We start from the raw sequence: 20,470 nt of genomic DNA, 5'->3' as shown, positions 1-20,470 counted from the left end.
AACGGGACGATCCACTCCGGGCGAGCTGCCGAGATCACCTGCACCCCAACATGATCCACCATGGACCGGTAGCCGAGTTACGAGACGTCCCTTAGCGGTCCAAAGCGGATCGACTTCTCACACACCGTGACGCGAAGGCTACTCCTGCGGGGTGAGGCGGACCCGGCGCAGAAGTTGGGCGTTGAGGGCGACCACGATCGTGGAGGCGGACATCAACACCGCCGCCAGCGCCGGGCTGAGGGTGATCCCGGCCCAGGCCAGGGCACCGGCTGCCAGCGGGAGGGCCACCACGTTGTAGCCGCCGGCCCAGGCCAGGTTCTGGAGCATCTTGCGGTACGACGCCTTTGACAGTCTGATCACCGCCCCCACCCCACGGGGGTCGGAGGAGGCCAGGACCACCCCGGCGGACTCGATGGCCACGTCGGTGCCCGCCCCGATGGCGATGCCCACGTCGGCGCGGGCCAGGGCGGGTGCGTCGTTGACGCCGTCGCCCACCATCGCCACCCGCAGTCCCCGACCCTGGAGGTCGGCCACCACCCGGTCCTTGTCGGCGGGGAGGACCTCGGCGTAGACCCTGTCGACACCGGGACGGAAGCCCAGTTCGGCGGCGACCGACTCGGCCACCGGGCGGGCATCCCCGGTGATCATGGCGATGGTGCCGACGCCCTGGGTCCGTAGCTCGGCGACCGCAGTCCGGGCCTCCGGGCGTACCTCGTCGGCGAGGGCGAACGCGCCGACCGCCACGGCCTCGGACGTGGCGGCGTCGAGGTCGGCACCGGTGCCGTCGGGGCCGGTGCCCAGGCGGACCAGGTGCAGGACCGCCGCGCCCTGCGCCGACCACCCGGTGGCGGCCCGCGTCAGGACGTCGGGGACGGCTACCGACAGCTCGGCGAGCAGGGCGGGGCCGCCGACTGCGTACCGGATGCCGTCGACTGTGGCGCGGACGCCGCGCCCCGGCAGGGATCGGAAGTCCTCGGCCGGGGTCCGCAGCCCGCGCTCGTCGGCCACTGTGACCAGCGCGCGGGCCAGGGGATGTTCGCTGTCGGACTCGACGGCGGCGGCCAGGCGCAACACCTCGTCCTCGTCGAGGTCGTCGGCGGCGGCGACCCCGGTCACCGTGTGCTCCCCCCTGGTCAGGGTGCCGGTCTTGTCGAACAGCACCGCGTCGACTGTCCGCATCCGTTCCAGCGCGAACCGGTCCTCGACCAGGATCCCGGCGCGGGCCGACAGCGCTGTGGAGAGGGCGATCACCAGGGGGATCGCCAGGCCGAGGGCGTGCGGGCAGGCGATCACCAGGACCGTCACCGTCCGGACCACTGCGGCGTCCAGGTCGCCGAGGGTCCACCACAGGCCGAAGGTGACCAGCGCGGTGGCCGTGGCGACATAGAAGAGCAGGGCGGCGAACCGGTCGGCGAGGGTCTGGGCCCGTCCGGTGGCGGTCTGCGCCTGGGTGACCAGGCGGCCGATCCCGGCGAGGGCGGTCTCCTCGCCCACGGCCTCGACCCGGACCCGGACGGTGGAGTCGGTGGCCACCGTCCCGGCCACCACCCGGTCCCCGACGGTACGGCGGACCGGCCGGGACTCCCCGGTGATCATCGACTCGTCCAGCTCGGCGGTGCCGTCGGTGATCCGGCCGTCGGCGGGGACCCGGGCACCCGAGCGGACCAGGACCAGGTCACCGACGGTGAGGTCGGCCAGCCCCACCCGGCGGACCGAGCCGTCGGGGTCGATCAGTTCGGCGTCGTCGGGCAGCAGGGCGGCGAGGGTCGACAGCGCCCCCCGGGCCTGGCCGACGGCCTTCGTCTCCTGCCAGTGCCCGAGCAGCATGATGGTCACCAGGGCGGCCAGCTCCCACCAGAAGTCCAGGTCGAAGAGGCCGAGGACGGTGGCCACCGAGGCGAGGTACGCGACGACGATCGCCATCGAGACCAGCAGCATCATGCCCGGGGTCCGGGAGCGGATCTCGTGGACCCCACCGGCCAGGAAGGGCCATCCGCCGTAGCCGAAGACCACCGATCCGAGGACGGGGCCGACAGCGCCGATGCCGGGGAGGTGCAGCGAGTAGCCGAACCAGTCCATCACCATGGGGCTGGTGACGACGACCGGGACGGTCAGGGCCAGGCTGAGCCAGAACCGTCGGCGGAGCTGCTCGGGGTCCACGGTCACCACCTCCGACGGCGACCATATGCCCCTGGGGGGTATTCACGGTCGAGGTCGCGGCCCCGTCACCCGGGACGGGGACCGGTGCTGTCGCGTACCACCAGGGTCGGCTCGACCGGGGGATGGACCGGAGTCCCGTTGGCACCGCCGGCGTCGAACAGCTCCAGCAGTGTGGTCACGCACCGGCGGCCCACCTCGTCGAAGTCCTGCCGGACGGTGGTCAACGGCGGCGAGAAGTACTCGGCCTCGGGGATGTCGTCGAACCCGACCACACTCACGTCCTCGGGCACCCGTCGCCCCCGCTGGTTCATGGCGCGCAACAGGCCGAGTGCCTGGTGGTCGTTGGCGCAGAAGACGGCCGTCACGTCCGGCCGGTCCAGCAGGGTCTGCCCGATCTCGTACCCGACCCGGGGGCTCCAGTCGCCCTGGACGACGGTCGGCACGGGCCGTCCCGCCTCCTCCAACGCCAGACGCCACCCGTCGACCCGGTCCCGGGCCTCCAGCCAGTCGCGCGGGCCGGCGATGTGCCACACCGTCTCGTGGCCCAGCTCCAGCAGGTGTTCCACAGCCAGCCGGGCCCCGGCGACCTGGTCGACGGAGATGCTGGGCAGTTCGCCGGTGCCGCCCCCGGCCTCCACCACCACCGCCGGTACGCCGGTGGGCAGCCCGTGCACGGCGACCGCCGCCGTCATCATCGGGGCGATGATGACCACGCCGGCCACCGACTGCTCGGTCAACGCGTCGATGGCGGCGGTCATCCCCGCCCGGTCCAGTCGTTCCAGGGTGACGATGTTGATGCCGTACCCGGCGGCGCGGGCGGCCCGCTCGACGCCGAGCAGGGTGGCCGCCGGCCCGTACAGGATGGTGTCGAAACTGACCACGCCGATGACCCGCGACCGTCGTCCGGCCAGCCCCCGGGCCAGGGCGTTGGGCCGGTAGTTGAGCTGGTGGACGGCGCGCCACACCCGCTCCCGGGTCTCCGGGCGGACACTCGGGTGGTTGTTGAGCACCCGGGACACGGTCTGGTGCGAGACTCCGGCGAGCCGGGCGACGTCGTTCATCACCGCTGCCCGCGCGACCGGCTGCTGACCCACGCACTCCACCCCCTCGCCGCCGCCATGGTAACCCGCGATGATCAACATAGACGGGTGTCGTGCCTGGTGGCGCGGCTGGTCAGAAGCCCCGGGCCAGCCGGTGGTAGGCCTGGTTCCAGCGCAACTCCTGGGCGAACCGGCGCGGACGGGTGTCGGCGTCGATCACCACCAGCTCGGTGGTGACCATCTCGGCCAGGTCGTGCAGCTCCTCCACCCCGACCGCCTGGGACAGGACGGTGTGGTGCGGCGCACCGGCGGTCAGCCAGGCCTCCGCCGAGGAGGCCAGGTCCGGCCGGGGCCGCCACACCGCCCGGGCCACCGGCAGCCTCGGCAGCGGATACGGCGGGGCCACCACGTCGATCTCGTTGGCGACCAGGCGGAACCGCTCCCCCATGTCGGCCAGGCCGAGCACCACCGCGGGGCCGGGGCGGGCGTCGAAGACCAGCCGTACGGGGTCCTCCCGCCCGCCGATGCCCAACGGGTGGATCTCCACGGTCGGGGTGTCCGCCGCGATGGTCGGGCAGACCTCCAGCATGTGCGCCCCGAGGACCAGTTCCCGGCCCGGGGTGAGGTCGTAGGTGTAGTCCTCCATGAAGGAGGTGCCGCCCTGGGTACCCACCGACATCGCCTTGAGGGTCCGGACCAGCACCGAGGTCTTCCAGTCGCCCTCACCGCCGAAGCCGTACCCGTCGGCCATCAGCCGCTGCACCGCGACTCCCGGCAGCTGGCGCAGTCCGCCCAGGTCCTCGAAGTTTGTGGTGAAGGCGCGGAACCCCCCGGCGTCGAGGAAGTCGCGCAGCCCCGCCTCGACCCGGGCGGCGTACCGCAACGAGTCGTGCCGGTCCCCTCCGGTACGCAGTTCGGCGGCGAGACGGTACCGCTCGTCGTACTCCTTGACCAGCTCGTCGATCCGGGCGTCCGGGACCGCGTCGACGACAGCCACCAGGTCGTTGACCCCGTAGGTGTTCACCGAGACGCCGAAGCGCAGCTCCGCCTCGACCTTGTCCCCCTCGGTGACAGCCACGTCGCGCATGTTGTCGCCGAACCGGGCCAACCGCAGCGACCGCAGTTCGGCCCGCCCGAGCGCGGCCCGGGTCCACGCGCCGATCCGCGCCGCCACCTGCGGGTTGCTGACGTGACCGGCGACTGTCTTGCGGGCCACCCCGAGGCGGGTCTGCACGAACCCGAACTCCCGGTCGCCGTGGGCGGCCTGGTTCAGGTTCATGAAGTCCATGTCGATGTCGGCCCAGGGCAGCTCGACGTTGGACTGGGTGTGCAGGTGCAGCAGCGGGGTCCGCAGCGCGTCCAGCCCGGAGATCCACATCTTCGCCGGGGAGAAGGTGTGCATCCAGGCGATCACGCCGATCGCCCCCTGGACGGCGGCGTCCCGGCAGACGGCCAGGATCTCCGCGCTGGAGGTGAGCACCGGCTTCCACACCACCCGGGCGGGGATGGCCGGGTCGGCGTCGAGGTGCGCGGCGATCTGCTGCGACTGCTCGGCGACCTGACGCAGGGTCTGCGGGCCGTAGAGGCCCTGGCTCCCGGTGAGGAACCAGACCTCGGCCGGTGATGAGCTGGTCATGGGGTTGCCTTTCCGATCAACGGGCGGGAGGGTCACTTCGCGCGGAGGCCGACGAGCCGTTGCAGGAGGATGAACGCGAACAGCAGGGCACCGATCACGATCTTGGTCCACCACGAGTTGAGGGTGCCGTCGAAGGTGATCAACGTCTGGATCACCCCGAGCACCAGCACCCCCAGCACCGTGCCGAAGACGTAACCGGAACCACCGGTCAGGAGGGTCCCCCCGATGACCACGGCGGCGATGACGTCCAACTCCATGCCGACGGCGATCAACGGCGCCCCGGACAGGGTGTAGAAGGAGAGCATGATCCCGCCGATCGCCGAGCAGAGCCCGCTGACGGTGTAGACGGCGATCCGGGTACGCGCCACCGGCAACCCCATCAGCAGCGCCGACTGGGGGTTGCCGCCGATGGCGTACACGTTGCGTCCCAGCCGGGTGTACGCCAGCACGAACGCGGCGACCACGACTACCACCAGGGCGATCAGGACGCTGATGCTGACGAAGTTCTCCCCGATCCGGATGCGGTGCTGGGCCATCGTGGTCCAGAACCCGTCGGTGATCGGGACGGAGGCGGCGCTGATCCAGGTGCACATGCCCCGGGCGAAGAACATCCCGGCCAGGGTCACGATGAACGGCTGGATGTCGAAGAAGTGGATGACACAGCCCATCGCGAACCCGAGGGTCGGGCCGATCAGCAACGCGATCACCAGCACCAACGACGGGTGCAGGCCGGAGCGCAGCAGCGACGCCGAGACCATCGCCGTCATCGCCACCACCGAACCGACCGACAGGTCGATCCCACCGGTGAGGATCACGAAGGTCATGCCGACCGCGACCACCAGCAGGAAGCCGTTGTCGATGAAGATGTTGAACACGACCTGGATGTTGGAGAAGGCGGTGTACTGCGAGACGCCGACGCCGTACATGACCAGCAGCAGGGCGAGGGTGGCCAGCACCGGTACGTGCCGCTGGGGCACCCGTCGCCGTACCCTCGCAGGGCGGGCGACAAGGGGGGTCATGGTCATGCCGGGACCTGCTCCTTCGGGGTCTCGACCGTGGACGGTGGAGGCGGGGGTGGGGCTTTCCGGCGGCGCAGCCGCGCCCGGAACGCCGGGGCCTGGATGAGACAGACGGCGATCACCACCACCGCCTTGAACAGCAGGGCGGTCTGCGGGTCGATGCTCATGGCGTAGACCGAGGTGGTCAGGGTCTGGATGAGCAGCGCGCCGACGATGGTGCCGCCGAGGTAGAAGCGGCCACCGGCCAGGGCGGTGCCACCGATGACGACGGCCAGGATCGCGTCGAGTTCCACCCAGAGCCCGACGGCGTTGCCGTCGGCGCTGGAGACGTTGGCGGTCATCATGAACCCGGCGACGGCGGCGCAGGCCGCGCTGATGACGTACACCAGCACTGTGATCCGTCGGGACCGGATCCCGGCGAGCCGACTGGCCTCGGCGTTGCCCCCGACCGCCTCGATGATCATGCCGAGCGCGGTCCGTCGGGTCAGCACCGCGACGACGAGGGTCACCGCCAGGGCGACGACGATGGCGAACGGCAGGGTGAGCAGGTGCCCGACCCCGATCGTCCGGTACGGCTCGCTGTTGATCGTGATGATCTGACCCTCGGTGACCAACTGGGCCAGTCCGCGCCCGGCGACCATCAGGATCAGGGTGGCGATGATCGGTTGGATGCCGACGACGGCGACGAGGGCCCCGTTCCAGACCCCCAGCAGCAGGGCCACCCCGAAGGCGAGCAGCAGGGCGGTGAGCACCCCGCCGATGCCGTTCTGGTCGGGCTGGTTGCTGATGTGCAGGCAGGCGACAGCGCCGCTGACCGCCGCGACGGAGCCCACCGACAGGTCGATGCCGCCGGTGGCGATCACCAGCGACATGCCCAGGGCCACCAGGATCAGCGGGGCACTGAGCCGGACGATGTCGACGAGACTGCCGTAGAGGTGCCCGTTCTTCAGCTCCACGGCGAGGAACCCCGGCCGGTGGACGGTGTTCGCCGCGATCAACAGCGCCAGCACGACAAGCGGCCAGAACAGCCGGTGGGCGGTGGCCGCACCGAGACGGGTCCGTACCGTGGTCACGTCGTCGCCTCCTGGTGGTCGCCGCCGGCGATGACGGCCATGACCTGCCCGGCGTCGAGGGTCTCGTCGTTCGTCAGTCGGGCGACCATCTGCCTGTCGCGCATCACCACGACCCGGTGGCTCAGTCGCAGCACCTCCTCCAGCTCGGCGGAGATGAACAGCACCGCCATCCCACCGTCGGCGAGCTCGACCACCAGGCGTTGGATCTCGGTCTTCGCGCCGATGTCGATGCCCCGGGTCGGCTCGTCGAGGATCAGCAGCCGGGGTTCGGTGATCAGCCAGCGGGCCAGCAGGACCTTCTGCTGGTTGCCCCCGGAGAGGTTGCGCACCGGCAGCTCCGGGTCGGCCGGTCGGATGCTCAACGCCTCGACCCAGCGCTTGACCAGCTCGTCCTGCCGCCGTCGGGGCACCGGTCGCAGCCAACCCCGGGCCGCCTGCATCGCCAGGAGGATGTTCTCCCGGACGGTCAGCTCCCCGACCAGCCCTTCAGTGCGCCGGTTCTCCGAGCAGAAGGCGATGTCCCGGTCGATGGCCGCCACCGGGTTGCGGATCGCCGTCGGTCGGCCGTCCACCGTGAGCGTCCCGGAGTCGGCGCGGTCGGCCCCGAAGAACAACCTGGCGACCTCGGTACGACCCGAGCCGAGCAGCCCGGCCAGCCCGACCACCTCCCCGGCGTGGATGGTGAGACTGAACGGGGCCACCGAACCGCTGCGGCCCAAACCGTCCGCCGCCACCAGTGGTGCACCGGCGGCGACCCGGTCGGGATCGCGGCCGGCGGCGGCGTCGATGCTCTCCAACGCGTCGAGTTCCTTGCCGATCATCTTCTCCACGAGGGCGAGCTGGGGCAGTTCCCCGGTGGGCCACTCGCCGACGAGGCGTCCGTTGCGCAGCACCGTGATCCGGTCGGCGACGCTGTACACCTGGTCGAGGAAGTGGGTGACGAAGAGGATCGCGATGCCCTCGTCCCGCAGCTGACGCATGATCCGCAGCAACTGGGCGACCTCGTCGGCGTCGAGGCTGGAGGTGGGCTCGTCGAGGATCAGCACCCGGGCCCGGACGTCGACAGCGCGGGCGATGGCCACCATCTGCTGCACGGCCAGGGAGTAGGTGCCCAGCAGCTCGGTCACGTCGAGGTGCAGGTCGAACCGGGCCAACAGGTCGGCGGCCCCGCGCCGCATCGTCGGCCAGTCCACGGTCCCGAACCGGAGCGGCTCACGCCCGATGAAGACGTTCTCGGCCACGGAGAGGTTGGGTAGGAGGTTGACCTCCTGGTAGACGGTGCTCACCCCGGCCGAGGTGGCCTGCATCGGGCCGGTGAAGTCGACCTTCCGCCCGTCGAGGGTGATGGTGCCGGAGTCGGTGCCGTACACACCGGTGAGCACCTTGATCAGAGTGGACTTGCCGGCGCCGTTCTCGCCCATCAGGGCGTGGACCTCGCCGGGGAAGAGCCGGAAGTCGACGCCGTCGAGGGCCCGTACTCCCGGGAAGAGCTTGCTGATCGCGGTCATCGTCAGGACCGGATGCCGCTGCGACATCCCCCACCAGACCTTTCCACTGGAGGCCGGGGCCGCCGCTCACCGCGCGGCGGCCCCGGTCGGTCAGTACTTACGGGACGGCAGGGCGGCCTTGGCCTGCTCCTGGGTGAAGGTGGTCTCCTCGGTCTCGACCCGCTCCGGGACGCTCTCACCGGCGTGGACCTTCTTCGCCAGGTCCATCAGCTGCGGGCCGAGCAGCGGGCTGCACTCGGCGATGAAGTTGAACTTCCCGTCGGCGAGGGCCTGCATCCCGTCCTTGACCGCGTCGATGGTGATGATGGTGATGTCCTTGCCCGGCACCTTGCCCGCAGCGGTGATCGCCTCCAGGGCGCCCAGCCCCATGTCGTCGTTGTGGGCGAAGAGAACGTCGATCTTCGGGTTGGCCTTGAGGAACTGCTCCATGACCTGCTTGCCGCCGGCCCGGGTGAAGTCGCCGCTCTGCGAGGCGACGATCTTCAGGTTGGGGTTGGCGGCGATCGCCTCGGCGAAGCCCCTCTTGCGGTCGTTGGCCGGTGCCGACCCGGTGGTGCCCTGCAACTCGACGACGTTCACCGGGCCGGTCGCGGCCTTCGTCTGCTCGACGAGCCACTCCCCGGAGAGACGGCCCTCCTTGACGAAGTCGGAGCCGATGAAGGTCTTGTAGAGGGTCTTGTCCGCCGAGTCGACGGCCCGGTCGGTGAGGATGACCGGGATGTCGGCGTCCTTGGCCTCCTTGAGGACGGTGTCCCAGCCCGACTCCACCACCGGGGAGAAGGCGATCACGTCCACCTTCTGCTGGATGAAGTTGCGGATCGCCTTGATCTGGTTCTCCTGCTTCTGCTGGGCGTCGTCGAACTTCAGCTCGATGCCCGCCTCGGTGGCGGCCTCCTTGACCGAGGTGGTGTTCGCGGTCCGCCACCCGCTCTCCGCGCCGACCTGGGAGAAGCCCAGGACGATCTTGTCGTCGCCGCCGGACGAGCCGGCGTCACCACCGGTGTCGCTGTTACCGCATCCGGCGAGACCGCCGGCGAGCAGACCGGCGGCAAGGATCGTGCCGATCCCGCGCCGGGTGAAGGTTGCCGTCTTCGACATCTGCTGGACTCCTTCGAAGGGGTGTGGTGGGGGTGTGGGTGTGCACGTCCGGCCGCGCCGCTGGAGGCGACGGGCAGGGGTGGACGGTCGGCGGTGGTGGTGTGCCACCCGCAGACCGGTGGAGGGAGGTGCGTCGGGCAGCCGGGTCAGACCGCCGTGGTGGCCGTCGAACCGGGCTGGCCGTACACGTTCTGGTAGCGGTCGTGGAGTGCGTCGACGTCGGCGTCGGCGATCGGCACCGGCCGACCGAGGGTCCGGGCCAGGTACATGGTGCGGGCCACGTCCTCGCACATCACCGCCGCTTTGACAGCGGCCCGGGCGTCCGCGCCGATGGTGAAGACACCGTGGTTGCGCATCAGCACGGCCGGGGACCGGTGCCCGGCGAGGGTGGCGACGACGCCCTTGCCGATGTCGTCCCCGCCGATGAGGGCGAACGGTCCCACCGGGATCTCACCGCCGAACTCGTCGGCCTGGGCGGTGAGGTGACAGGGGATCGCCTCGCCGACCGCCGCCCAGGCGGTGGCGTACCCGCTGTGGGTGTGGACCACCCCGCCGACGTCGGGCATCGCCCGGTAGACGTAGGCGTGGGCGGCGGTGTCGCTCGACGGGGCGAGGTCACCGGAGACCACCACCCCGTCCAGGTCGCAGACGACCATGAGGTCCGGGGTGAGGTCGTCGTAGGAGACCCCGCTGGGCTTGATGACCATCAGGTCGCGTCCCGGCACCCGGGCCGAGACGTTGCCGGCGGTCCAGGCGACCAGGTTGTACCGGACCAACTCGTCGTGCAGGTCGGCGACCTGCTCCCGCAGCCGCGCCACGTCGGCATCCCACTCGTTCACGCCGCCACCTCGCTCCGCTCGTTCATGCCGGCACCTCCACCAGGGCTGCGGACGTCTCGACCGCCGTCGACGCCCGGGCGGTGTTACGGATCGTCCGCAGGCGCAGCAGCACGTCGTCGCCGCCCCGGCCGAAGTGGTCGTGCAGCCGCAGGTACTGCGCGTACAGCTCGTCGTAGGCGCGGGCCCGCTCCGGGTCGGGGCGGTAGACGTCGCGGTCGACCCGTCCCATCGCCGCCGAGGCGGCCGGCACGTCGGGGTACGCCCCGGCGGCGACCGCCGCGTGGATGGCCGACCCGAGCGCCGGCCCCTGCGTGGAGCCGATGATCCCCAGGGGACGCCGGGTCACGTCGGCGTAGATCTGCATCAGCAGCGTGTTGCTGGTCAGTCCGCCGGCGACGATCAGCTCGTCCACAGGCACCCCGGCCTCGGCGAACGCCTCGATGATCATCCGGGTGCCGTACGCGGTGGCCTCCAACAGCGCCCGGTAGACCTCCGGGGGGCGGGTGGCCAGGGTCAACCCGACGATCACCCCGCTCAGGTCGTGGTTGACAAGCAGCGACCTGTTGCCGTTCCACCAGTCGAGTGCGACGAGCCCGTGCGCGCCGACCGGCTGGGCGGCGGCGGCCTCGGTCAGTGCCTCGTGCGTGGCGTACCCGGCCGGGGCGCAGTGCTCGACGAACCACCCGAAGATGTCCCCCACGCCGCTCTGACCGGCCTCGTAACCCCAGCTCCCGGCGCTGATCCCGCCGTACACCGCGCCGCACATGCCGGCGACCTCGGCGGGCTCGACGCCGTTGACCACGTGGCAGGTGGAGGTGCCCATGATGGCCACCAGCCGTCCCGGTTCGAGGGCCTGGGCGGCGGCGGCGGTGACGTGGGCATCCACGTTGCCGACGGCGACGGCGGTCCCCTCCGGCAGGCCGGTCCACCGGGCGGCCTCGACGGTGAGGGTCCCGGCCCGGTCACCGAGCTGCACCAACGGTCCGTCGAGTTTGGCGGTGAAGTCGGCGAAGTCGGGGTTCAGCGCGGTCAGGTACTCCGTCGACGGGTATCGGCCGTCCTGGTGGATGCCCTTGTAGCCGGCGGTGCAGACGTTTCGGGTCTCGACGCCGGACAGCTGCCAGACGATCCAGTCGGCGGCCTCGATCCACCGCTGCGCCCGGGCGTAGACCGGCGGAGCCTCCTCCAGCAGTTGCAGGCCCTTGGCGTACTGCCACTCGGCGGAGATCTTGCCGCCGTATCGGCCGATCCACGGCTCGCCGCGCTCGTGGGCCAGGGCGTTGATCCGGTCCGCGTGCGACTGGGCGGCGTGGTGCTTCCAGAGCTTGACCCAGGCGTGCGGTTCGTCGCGCAGCTCGGGCAGCTCGCAGAGCGGGGTCCCGTCGGCGAGGGTCGGCAGCACCGTGCAGGCGGTGAAGTCGATGCCGATCCCGATCACCTGGCGGGGGTCGATCCCGCCGGCGGCGAGGGCCGCCGGCACCGCGTGCCGGAGCACGTCGCGGTAGTCGTCCGGGTCCTGGAGGGCCCAGTCGGCGGGCAGCGTCCGCCCGTCGGCAGCGGCGAGGACCGAGTCCATCACCCCGTGCCGGTACGGGTGCACCGCCGTGCCCACCTCGGCACCGTCGGCGACCCGGACCACCAGGGCCCGACCGGACAGGGTTCCGAAGTCGACACCGACGACGTACCGGTCGGCGGTCCCGGACACCACGCTCATGTGCACCTCCCCTGACGAGTCGCAGACAGTGTTAGCGCTCACATGGATGTTCGTCAAGATGTCGACCGGAAACTCGCCACGCGTCCCGACCGCGATCGGGGCACCCCAGTCGACTTCCCCCGAAGTGCCCCCTACGACGGATTCAGCGGGGGGACCTGGACCGGCGATCGGCACCCGGGGCGTCTGTCGACCGACTCGACCGCCAGAACTGCCCCTGGGCCGCCAACGGGTCACCGGTGGACGAGCCCGCCACAGGCCCCCTCAGGGCAGCCATCCAGGAGATCCCGGCCGCCTCGGCCTGCTCGATCCCACCGGATCCCGCCGACAGGCCATCCTCCCGATCCCGCCGCTGTTAAAAATCGAGAAACCGCCGACGGTTGTTCGAGCCGAGGGGTAGTCGCGCCCGTAAGTCCTCGTGCTCCCGGAAGACCTCGAACTCCCGTCCCCCATCGCCCCCACCATGTCCCTGTTGATCAGGCTCAGGCGTTCAGTAGCCCTCTTCCTTTCCTTACCGGTGAGTTCCTTCCTCAGGTATGCGCGCAGGAGATTGGCGAATCTCGCGTCTTTGCCGGCTTGGGCGATGTTGGCCTCGGCCAGTCTCGGGCAGAAATCGATGAGAGCCTTCTCGAATTCGGGACACTCGGCGGTCAACCTCGCCGGAATGCCGTTGGCCACCCAGTTGTTGAGGTCCCTTCTGATCGCCTGGGCGTCCGCGCTCCACGTGGTGAATCCCTCCGTCTCGGAGTAGACGATCTCACCCGCGTCGCGGGCGGCGACGAACTCGGCGTACTTCTCCTGGTAGGACTTGGTTCCTGCGGATCCCGACTTTCTCGTCACGACTCCTCCTTCGACGGCATCCCCTTCCTGACGGATCCGAGCCGTCCTGGTTCATTCGACGGGCGATCGGTCGGGACACCCCGGTCATCGGGAGGGCCTCGCATCAGTACCGGGGTCGGGGGTCCGGTCGGTGGGACGCTCCAAACCGGACGGACAAGATCCGGCCGAGAGGTTGCCAGGCTGCGGAAACGCCGCAAGAGTACGGTTGATCAACTCATCCGGTACCCGATCGGTCGCACCCCCTCGACGGCCCCGTCGGTGTTTGGAGTTTCCCCGTGTCCACACAGCAACCCGGTGCCGAGCCGGTACCACCGACCGGCGCAGGCCCGGTCGGTGGTGGCACGATCCGCAGTCGCCTGATCGGGATCCTCGCCCTGCCCGCGCTGGCGGTGCTCCTGCTGCTCGGGTACGTGACGTTCGTCGAGGTCGCCGACTACCGGGCGGCGACCACCGCCAGCCGGGCGGTGACCGTCGCCCTCGCCGTGCAGGACCTGACCCAGGAACTCCAGGCCGAGCGTGGTCTCACCGCCGGCCTCCTGGGCGGCAACGACGGGTTCCGTAACGAACTCGCGCCGGCACGACAGCGGGTGGACGAGCGACGCGAGCAGGTCGAACAGGCCATCGCCGACGGCGGACCGGCAGCCGACCGGGTCGGCGCGGCCCTTCGGGAACTGGACGGACTGCCGGTGATCCGCTCCGGCGCCGACGACGGCAGCGCCGGACGTGCCGCGACCTTCACCTTCTTCACCGACCGGATCACCGCGCTCAACCGGATCGACTTCGGCCTGGCCGAGGTCGCCGACGCCGAACTGCGCGGCCACGTCGCCACCCTGGAGGCGCTGAGCCGGATCAAGGAGAGCACCGCCCAGCAGCGCGCGTTCCTCAACGGCGTCTTCTCCGCCGGCGGGTTCGAGCGCGGCGAGTTCCTCCAGTTCGCCGAGATGCGCGCGGCGCGCGAGGCCGCGTTGGCGGACTTCGAGGACCACGCCACCCCCGTCCAGCGGGCGTCCAACGAGTACGTCCTCGACACCGGCGCCGCCCGGGTGGCCGCCCACTTCGAGCAGGTCGCACTCGACTCGTCCGACGGACGACAGGTGCAGCTCAACCCGCAGTCCTGGTGGTCCTCGCTGACCACGGTCCTCGACGGCATGCGCGGAATGCAGGAGTACGTCGGCGCGGAGATCGAGGCCCGGGCCGAGGAGCGCCGTAACGAGTCGACCCGGCGGATCGCAGTGGTCACCATCCTGGTGCTCTTCTTCCTGGCCGGGGCGATCGCCCTGCTGGTCGTCGCCTCCCGGTCGATCACCCGCCCGCTGGCGGTCCTGGCCGCCGAGGCGAACCGACTGGCCACCGACAGCCTGCCCGCCGCCGTACGCCAGGTGCAGACCGGTCACACCGACGACCGGACGCCCGACCCACCGGAGCCGGTCAGGGTGCCCATGACCTCCACCTCGGAGGTCCGGTCGGTGGCCGGCGCGCTCGACCAGGTGCAGGCCGTGGCCTTCCACCTCGCCACCGAGCAGGCCCTGCTGCGGCGCAGCACCACCGAGTCGTTGGCCAACCTCGGTCGACGCAACCAGAACCTGCTGCGCCGTCAGCTCGGGTTCATCACCCGGCTGGAGCGGGAGGAGACCGACCCCACCGGCCTGGCGAACCTCTTCGAACTCGACCACCTCGCCACCCGCATGCGACGCAACGCCGAGAGCCTCCTGGTGCTGGTGGGGGCCGGGGGTCCCCGTCAGTGGGCGAACCCCCTGCCGATCGCCGACGTGATCCGCGCTGCCATCTCGGAGGTGGAGGAGTACCGCCGGGTCCAGCTCCGTCGCATCGACGACACCTTCGTGGTCGGTGCCCACGTCAGTGCGGTGGCCCACATGCTCGCCGAGCTGGTCGAGAACGGGCTGACCTTCTCACCCCCCGACTCCGACGTCGAGCTGCAGGGTCGGCGGACCGCCGACGGCTACCTGATCGCCATCACCGACCAGGGCATCGGCATGTCCGCCGAGGATCTGGCGCAGGCCAACGCCCGACTGCGCGGCGAGGTCGACTTCGTCTCGGCTCCGACCCGTTACCTCGGCCACCACGTGGTGGGTCAGCTCGCCCGGGAGTTGGAGATCGACGTCCAGCTCGCCCCCTCCCCGGTCACCGGGGTGACCGCCCGGGTCGTGCTGCCCAACAGCCTGCTGACCTCGTCGGCAGCGCCGGGACCGCAGCAGACCGCCGTCGGTGCGGGGCAGCCGGTGACCATCACCGCCACCCCCGCCCCGACGCGGGTCACCGCCCACACCGGCCCCCCGGCCGACACCGGTACGGTCCGGGCGATCGGCACCCACCCGGCCCCCGCCGCCGGCCAGATCGACCTGGTGGGCACCCCCGTTGCCGAGCAGCTGTTCGCCGCCCCCGACCGGCGGACGTCCCCGCCCGGACCGCTGAGTCCCGGACCGGTGACGCCCGAACCACCGGCGCACCCCGGGTCGGCTCCGGCCGTCGTCCCGTCGCTGACAGCGAACGGGCTGCGTCGGCGACTGCCCCGCGACCAGCGACCCGCCGCCGGTGGCCCGCCGCAACCGACGCCACGGACCCGGCCCACCACGGAGCAGCGTCCGGCGACGATCGAGGACTCCCCGGCGGAGGTCCGCAACCGGTTGACCGCGCTGCGGGCCGGCATCCGGCGCGGCCAGGACATCCTGACGACCCCGACCACCGCAACCGGCGACGACGACGCCGCAACCGAGCTTTGGAGGAGCCGTGACGGTTGACACCCAGGCCGACCCGCACCAGTTGAACTGGCTGCTGGCGAACTTCGTCAGGCAGACCGACGGGGTACGCGACGCCGTCGCCGTCTCCTCCGACGGCCTGCTGATCGCCGCGTCGGCCGGACTCGACCGGGGGGCCGGCGACCAGTTGGCGGCGATCGTGTCGAGCATGGCGAGCCTGGCCCGGACCGCCTCGCGCAAGTACGACTTCGACGGCCTGAAGCTCATCATGATCGAGATGCGGCGCGGGTTCCTGCTCGTGTCGGCGATCAGCGACGGCAGCTGTCTGGGGGTCCTCGCCGACGGCGAGTGCGACCTGGGGCTGGTCGGGTACGAGATCTCCCTGCTCGCCGAGCGCTTCGGGGGGATGCTGACCCCGGCACTGATCTCCGAGTCGCGACGGATCCTGCCCCGGTGAGCGACACCGGACCCCGGCTGCCGGACCCGAGGATGATCCCGCACTGGACCCCCACCCCACCGAGTGACGACCCCGGTGCGGGCCCCCGGCACCGGGACCTCACCGAGGAGCCCGAGGACCAGGCGGTGGTCCGCCCGTTCCTGCTCACCGGGGGGCGTACCCGCCCGGTCCAGGACGGCCTCCGGGTCGAGACGATCCTCTCCGCCCAGCCGGCGGCGCTCTCCGCACCGCTGCGTTTCGAAGCCCGCCGCATCGTCGAGCTGTGCCAGCGCCCCACCTCCGTCGCCGACGTGGCGGTCGGGTTGCGGGTACCCCTCGGGGTCACCCGGGTCCTTGTCGCCGACCTCCTCACCGAGGGATACCTGCGGCGCGAGGAACAGGGCGAACTCTCCGTCGCCATGATCGAAAGGATCAGGGACCGTGTACGCGCCCTCTAGCCCCGCGACGGCCGCCCCGACCGCAGTGAAGATCGTCATCAGCGGCGGGTTCGGAGTCGGCAAGACCACCTTCGTCGGTGCGATCTCGGAGATCGAGCCGCTGGTCACCGAGGCCGACCTGACCGAGGTGTCGGTGGGCGTCGACGACACCACAGGGGTCACCGCCAAGACCACCACCACCGTCGCCCTGGACTTCGGCCGGATCAGCCTGGACGAGACCCTGCTGATGTACCTGTTCGGCACGCCCGGGCAGGACCGGTTCGCGTTCCTCTGGGACGACCTGGTCGACGGCGCCCTCGGGGCCGTCGTCCTCGTCGACACCCGACGGATCGAGGACTGCTTCCCCTCCATCGACTACTTCGAGGACCACCAGATCCCGTTCCTGCTGGCGATCAACCACTTCCCGGCCGGTCGCCGGTTCGACCTGGCCGAGGTGCGGGAGGCCCTGGGCGTCGACGACGCCGTCATCATCGTGGACTGCGACGCGCGCAGTCGGGAGTCGGTCAAGCAGGTGCTGGTCTCGCTCACCGAGGTGGTGTTGGCCCAGCGCCTGGCCCGCGCTGGCCACTCCCGACGACGGTGACCCGGCACTCCCGACGACAGTGACCCGGCACTCCCGGCGACGAGAGAGGACAACAGGAGCGATGCAGACAGCACGCTGGATCCGGGCGGCGGCGCTCGCCGGGACGGCCGTACTGGCGTTGGCCGGTTGCGCGACGGAGGTCGAGCCCCGGGTCGCCCCTCCGGGCCTGCCCACCGACGTACCCTGCGGGACCGTGACCCTGGCGAACCTGCCCTGGGTCGGCTACGAGGCGAACCTCGCTGTGGTGGCCTACCTGGCCAAGAACCGGCTCGACTGCACTGTGGTGGAGAAGGAGCTTGGTGCCGAGGAGGCGTGGGACGCGCTCGCCGCCGGTGAGGTCGACGCCATCCTGGAGAACTGGGGCCGGGACAGCCAGAAGAAGCGCTACATCGACGAGGAACGGCTCGCCGTCGAGCACGGGATGACAGGCAACAGGGGCGTCGTCGGCTGGTACGTCCCGCCGTGGATGGTCGAGCGGTACCCGGACATCACCAACTGGAAGAACCTCAACAAGTACGCCTACCTGTTCCGCACCCCCACCTCCGGTGGGAAGGGCGCGTTCCTCCTCGCGGACCCCTCCTACGAGACGAACGAGACGGCGCTGTTCCGGAACCTGAAGCTGGACTTCACAGTCAGCGTCACCGGCAGCGAGGAGAAGCTGATCGACACGTTCCGGGACGCCGAGCGCAACCGTCGCCCCGCCATCGGCTACTTCTACGCCCCACAGTGGTTCCTGGCCGAGGTCGACCTGGTGCACGTCAAGCTGCCCCCCTACACGCCCGGCTGTGACGTCGACCCGGAGAAGATCGCCTGCGACTACCAGCCGTACGACCTCGACAAGATCGCCAACCGGGAGTTCGCGGAGTCCGGCAACCCGGCCGCCGAGCTGATCAAGAACTTCCAGTGGACCAACGCCCACCAGAACGAGGTGGCCCGTTACCTCACAGTCGACAAGCTGTCCTACGACGAGGCGGCCAAGAAGTGGCTGGACGCCAACCCGGAGGTCTGGGCCGACTGGCTTCCCGCCGACTGACCCCCAGGCCCGGCGTCGACGCCCGGCCGACCCGGTCCCTCCCCGGTGAACGCGACGGTCCCGGGGTACGTCGTGACGATGACGCGTACACCGAGGAGGGAACATGGCCCGTCACTGGGAGAACGGTCCCAGCCCGACGAGTTCGCCGGGAGGCGACGCTGCCATGACGGACGTCGACTGGGGCCTGGACGACCTGCCGGTCGCCGGCTCGGTCGCCCACGACGGTTCGCTGGTCCTGACGCCGGAGTTGATGCCCGGGGACGACCTGGCCTCCCTCGTGGGCTCCGAACCCGGCAGCGTCGACCTCGCCGACCCGCTGGTCGTCGAGCCCCACCTCGTCGATGCCGACCTCCAGGAACTGTTCCCGGGCCTGGACCAGTCCGGGCCGACGACCCCGTCGAAGGGCGTGGACGGCAGCACGAGGCGACAGGGGCCGACCGAGCCGCGCGACCCGGACCCCGACGGCGTCTATCGGCGGGCCGCAGCCCACGCATCGGACGGCTACGACCTCCTCCGCCGGCCCACCTCCAGGACGGAGATCCTGCCACAGGAGGAATGGCGTGAACTCCTGGCGAAGTACCGGGAACATCGCGGGCTTGCGCCTGCCGAGCACCCGCTGCTTCGGTTCGACTCTCTCTATGTCCACCTGACCGAGGTGCGGGTGGGCAAGATTCGCCTCACCCCCGGAGATGCCGCGTTCTTCCAGAAGCATCCCCAGTGGGTGGACGCGCTCCTCCCACCGGGCTCCAAGAACCGGACCGCATACGACGGTGCAGCGAACGGCTCGGCTCCGTTGCCGGCCCGGACCCGAGACAGTCTGAGCGGAGCCGACCAGGTGACGCGGTATCGAGAGGCAGGATTGTCCGACCCTCGGGCGAAGGTCCCGCCGGAGGTCCGGAAGCGGTTCTACCGACTCAGTACGGGACAGGCCAAAATCACTCCGGAAGAGGTGGCGTTCTTCCTCACCTACCCCCATCGGCAAGCCGATGTCGTTCCTCGGGGCAGCGATGCCTCGCTCCCTTTCGAGGAGCGTATGAAGACCGCCTCGGCCGGCCGAAAGGGTTCTGCCGGCAAGCCGGCACGGAAACCGAGTGCGACCGCCTCCACCTCCTCCGCCGCCGCACTCGTCTGCCCGACACCCGGACGTCCGGTGGACACCCGGTCAAGCCCGTCGCTACCGTCCGCCCCCGGGCAGACGTCGGGGGTGACAGCACGCAGGACCCCGCGACAGGGACATCGACCATGACCGTGAGCCGCTCCGATCCGGGCAGCCGCCGAACTCCGTGACCGATCTGCCCTTCGGGCTCGGACTGCCGACCCTGGCCGTCGGCCTCGGACTGGTGGTCGCCACCGCCTGCCGCGACATCGCCACCGCCGACCGACGGTAGAGCGGTCGGGCCGGGGTCAGCCCCGGTAGCCCCACTCGCGCAACGGCTTGTCCAGAACCCGTTCCACGTCGGCGACCTGCCCGGGGCTCAACTCGTCGAGGTAGGCGGCCCGCCGACCCCCCTCGAACCGGTACCGTCCGAACCCGCGTTCGAAGGTCCGGTCCCACTCCAGCCCGAGGAAGTCCAACATCCGGCCCACCTCACCACGCGGGTCGGCGACCAGGTCCTCGTAGCGCACGTCCAGCCACTGTGCCTCGGGGTGGGCGGCCCGGGCCTGCCCGAACCGGTCCATCAACAGCTTCCACCCCAACGCCGCGAGCACCGGGAAGGACCTGTCGTACTCCTCCCACTCCTGCCGCAGGTCGGTCGGCAGCGGCCCGAGGAACCAGTTCTCCGGCCCCTGCCACCCGTCCCACCAGCCCATCTGAAGCCACGAGTTGGTGACCGCCCGGCCGTCGCGGACCACGTTGACCACCCGCAGATCCGGGTACGCGGCCCGGAGGTAACCGGTACGCGGCCAGCCCGTCACGTGGTGCACCAGGGTCCGACATCGCTGCCGGCGTACCCGGTCGTCGAAGAAGCCCCGCAGCCGCCCGGCGACGTACGGGGTGAGATCCTCGGCGGTCAGATCCCGGCAGGGGCGGGAGAACCCCGCCATGACGTGCCTGTCGAGCAGGCGGTACGCCTCCGACGGGGCGACCCGTACCCGACCGGACTCCAGCAGCCGGCGGGCGTGCGCCAGCGAGGTCATCCCGGCCGGGCGGGGGGCGGAGCGGCGGTAGAGCGACCCGTTGAACCGCCCCTTCAGGTTCAGCCGGGACAGTTTGTCGTCCACCCCGGAGACGAAGCCGACCCCGGGATGCCGGGAGAGCAGTTCCTGCACCAGGGTCGACCCGCACCGACCGGTCCCCACCACCACCGACAACATCGT

17 protein-coding genes are annotated in these 20,470 nt (G+C 70.8%); 6 read left to right on the top strand and 11 right to left on the bottom strand.

Annotation, left to right across the window (positions count from 1 at the left end):
- Nucleotides 1-138 precede the first annotated feature (138 nt).
- The 10 genes from ABT336_RS12850 to ABT336_RS12805 form a co-directional block, all read right to left on the bottom strand.
- Nucleotides 139-2,160 carry a heavy metal translocating P-type ATPase gene (locus ABT336_RS12850; RefSeq protein ID WP_350896716.1) on the bottom strand — a complete coding sequence of 674 codons (2,022 nt, stop codon included), beginning with the start codon at nucleotides 2,158-2,160 and terminating at the stop codon, nucleotides 139-141.
- Between the two features lie 65 nt (nucleotides 2,161-2,225).
- The gene (locus tag ABT336_RS12845; RefSeq protein WP_502891168.1) at nucleotides 2,226-3,221 is read right to left on the bottom strand and encodes a LacI family DNA-binding transcriptional regulator; all 996 of its coding nucleotides are present in this window, start codon (nucleotides 3,219-3,221) and stop codon (nucleotides 2,226-2,228) included.
- 112 nt (nucleotides 3,222-3,333) lie between these two features.
- Nucleotides 3,334-4,836 carry an L-arabinose isomerase gene (gene araA / locus ABT336_RS12840; RefSeq protein WP_350896714.1) on the bottom strand — a complete coding sequence of 501 codons (1,503 nt, stop codon included), beginning with the start codon at nucleotides 4,834-4,836 and terminating at the stop codon, nucleotides 3,334-3,336.
- Between the two features lie 32 nt (nucleotides 4,837-4,868).
- Nucleotides 4,869-5,861 carry a galactofuranose ABC transporter, permease protein YjfF gene (gene yjfF, locus ABT336_RS12835; protein WP_502891167.1) on the bottom strand — a complete coding sequence of 331 codons (993 nt, stop codon included), beginning with the start codon at nucleotides 5,859-5,861 and terminating at the stop codon, nucleotides 4,869-4,871.
- Entirely contained in the window at nucleotides 5,858-6,928 is a 1,071-nt protein-coding gene (locus tag ABT336_RS12830) for an ABC transporter permease (RefSeq protein WP_350896713.1), read from the bottom strand. The genes yjfF and ABT336_RS12830 overlap by 4 nt, the downstream gene beginning before the upstream one ends.
- Nucleotides 6,925-8,463: a sugar ABC transporter ATP-binding protein gene (locus tag ABT336_RS12825; protein ID WP_350896712.1), complete on the bottom strand. Its 1,539-nt coding sequence runs from the start codon at nucleotides 8,461-8,463 to the stop codon at nucleotides 6,925-6,927. Before ABT336_RS12825 ends, ABT336_RS12830 begins: the two co-directional genes overlap by 4 nt.
- Nucleotides 8,464-8,526: 63 nt before the next feature.
- Nucleotides 8,527-9,534 (bottom strand): ABC transporter substrate-binding protein, encoded by a 1,008-nt coding sequence (locus tag ABT336_RS12820; RefSeq protein WP_350896711.1) that lies wholly within the window; start codon nucleotides 9,532-9,534, stop codon nucleotides 8,527-8,529.
- Nucleotides 9,535-9,680: 146 nt separating this feature from the next.
- On the bottom strand, nucleotides 9,681-10,373 hold the full coding sequence (locus ABT336_RS12815) for an L-ribulose-5-phosphate 4-epimerase (protein ID WP_350896710.1): 693 nt from the start codon (nucleotides 10,371-10,373) through the stop codon (nucleotides 9,681-9,683).
- A 22-nt stretch (nucleotides 10,374-10,395) separates the two neighbouring features.
- Nucleotides 10,396-12,087, bottom strand: coding sequence for a ribulokinase (araB, locus tag ABT336_RS12810; protein WP_350896709.1), 1,692 nt, complete (start codon nucleotides 12,085-12,087; stop codon nucleotides 10,396-10,398).
- 261 nt (nucleotides 12,088-12,348) lie between these two features.
- Nucleotides 12,349-12,924: a hypothetical protein gene (locus tag ABT336_RS12805; protein ID WP_350896708.1), complete on the bottom strand. Its 576-nt coding sequence runs from the start codon at nucleotides 12,922-12,924 to the stop codon at nucleotides 12,349-12,351.
- 275 nt (nucleotides 12,925-13,199) lie between these two features.
- On the opposite strand from ABT336_RS12805, the gene ABT336_RS12800 reads away from it, so the two are divergent.
- The 6 genes from ABT336_RS12800 (at nucleotide 13,200) to ABT336_RS12775 (ending at nucleotide 19,397) form a co-directional block, all read left to right on the top strand.
- Nucleotides 13,200-15,683, top strand: coding sequence for a sensor histidine kinase (locus ABT336_RS12800; RefSeq protein WP_350896707.1), 2,484 nt, complete (start codon nucleotides 13,200-13,202; stop codon nucleotides 15,681-15,683).
- On the top strand, nucleotides 15,673-16,098 hold the full coding sequence (locus tag ABT336_RS12795; RefSeq protein WP_350896706.1) for a roadblock/LC7 domain-containing protein: 426 nt from the start codon (nucleotides 15,673-15,675) through the stop codon (nucleotides 16,096-16,098). The genes ABT336_RS12800 and ABT336_RS12795 overlap by 11 nt, the downstream gene beginning before the upstream one ends.
- Nucleotides 16,095-16,535, top strand: coding sequence for a DUF742 domain-containing protein (locus ABT336_RS12790; protein WP_350896705.1), 441 nt, complete (start codon nucleotides 16,095-16,097; stop codon nucleotides 16,533-16,535). The genes ABT336_RS12795 and ABT336_RS12790 overlap by 4 nt, the downstream gene beginning before the upstream one ends.
- Nucleotides 16,519-17,118, top strand: a complete 600-nt coding sequence (locus ABT336_RS12785) for a GTP-binding protein (RefSeq protein ID WP_350896704.1) — start codon at nucleotides 16,519-16,521, stop codon at nucleotides 17,116-17,118. The genes ABT336_RS12790 and ABT336_RS12785 overlap by 17 nt, the downstream gene beginning before the upstream one ends.
- A gap of 61 nt (nucleotides 17,119-17,179) precedes the next feature.
- Nucleotides 17,180-18,151, top strand: coding sequence for an ABC transporter substrate-binding protein (locus ABT336_RS12780; RefSeq protein ID WP_350896703.1), 972 nt, complete (start codon nucleotides 17,180-17,182; stop codon nucleotides 18,149-18,151).
- Between the two features lie 163 nt (nucleotides 18,152-18,314).
- A complete protein-coding gene (locus ABT336_RS12775; RefSeq protein ID WP_350896702.1) occupies nucleotides 18,315-19,397 on the top strand; it encodes a hypothetical protein in 1,083 nt (360 codons plus the stop codon).
- Nucleotides 19,398-19,555: 158 nt separating this feature from the next.
- On the opposite strand, the gene ABT336_RS12770 is transcribed toward ABT336_RS12775, so the two are convergent.
- A complete protein-coding gene (locus ABT336_RS12770; RefSeq protein WP_350896701.1) occupies nucleotides 19,556-20,467 on the bottom strand; it encodes a sulfotransferase family protein in 912 nt (303 codons plus the stop codon).
- Nucleotides 20,468-20,470 lie beyond the last annotated feature (3 nt).

Origin of the sequence: Micromonospora sp. NPDC000207, assembly GCF_040300925.1 — a bacterium.
Lineage (GTDB): Bacteria > Actinomycetota > Actinomycetes > Mycobacteriales > Micromonosporaceae > Micromonospora.
This window is presented reverse-complemented; position numbering and strand designations above follow the sequence as displayed.

What these genes read in the sequence shown, in the direction of transcription:
- ABT336_RS12845 (WP_502891168.1), bottom strand. Translation starts at nt 3,221, where the DNA reads ATGAACGACGTCGCCCGGCTCGCCGGAGTCTCGCACCAGACCGTGTCC.
- araA (WP_350896714.1), bottom strand. Translation starts at nt 4,836, where the DNA reads ATGACCAGCTCATCACCGGCCGAGGTCTGGTTCCTCACCGGGAGCCAG.
- yjfF (WP_502891167.1), bottom strand. Translation starts at nt 5,861, where the DNA reads ATGACCATGACCCCCCTTGTCGCCCGCCCTGCGAGGGTACGGCGACGG.
- ABT336_RS12825 (WP_350896712.1), bottom strand. Translation starts at nt 8,463, where the DNA reads ATGTCGCAGCGGCATCCGGTCCTGACGATGACCGCGATCAGCAAGCTC.
- ABT336_RS12820 (WP_350896711.1), bottom strand. Translation starts at nt 9,534, where the DNA reads ATGTCGAAGACGGCAACCTTCACCCGGCGCGGGATCGGCACGATCCTT.
- araB (WP_350896709.1), bottom strand. Translation starts at nt 12,087, where the DNA reads ATGAGCGTGGTGTCCGGGACCGCCGACCGGTACGTCGTCGGTGTCGAC.
- ABT336_RS12780 (WP_350896703.1), top strand. Translation starts at nt 17,180, where the DNA reads ATGCAGACAGCACGCTGGATCCGGGCGGCGGCGCTCGCCGGGACGGCC.
- ABT336_RS12775 (WP_350896702.1), top strand. Translation starts at nt 18,315, where the DNA reads ATGACGGACGTCGACTGGGGCCTGGACGACCTGCCGGTCGCCGGCTCG.
- ABT336_RS12770 (WP_350896701.1), bottom strand. Translation starts at nt 20,467, where the DNA reads ATGTTGTCGGTGGTGGTGGGGACCGGTCGGTGCGGGTCGACCCTGGTG.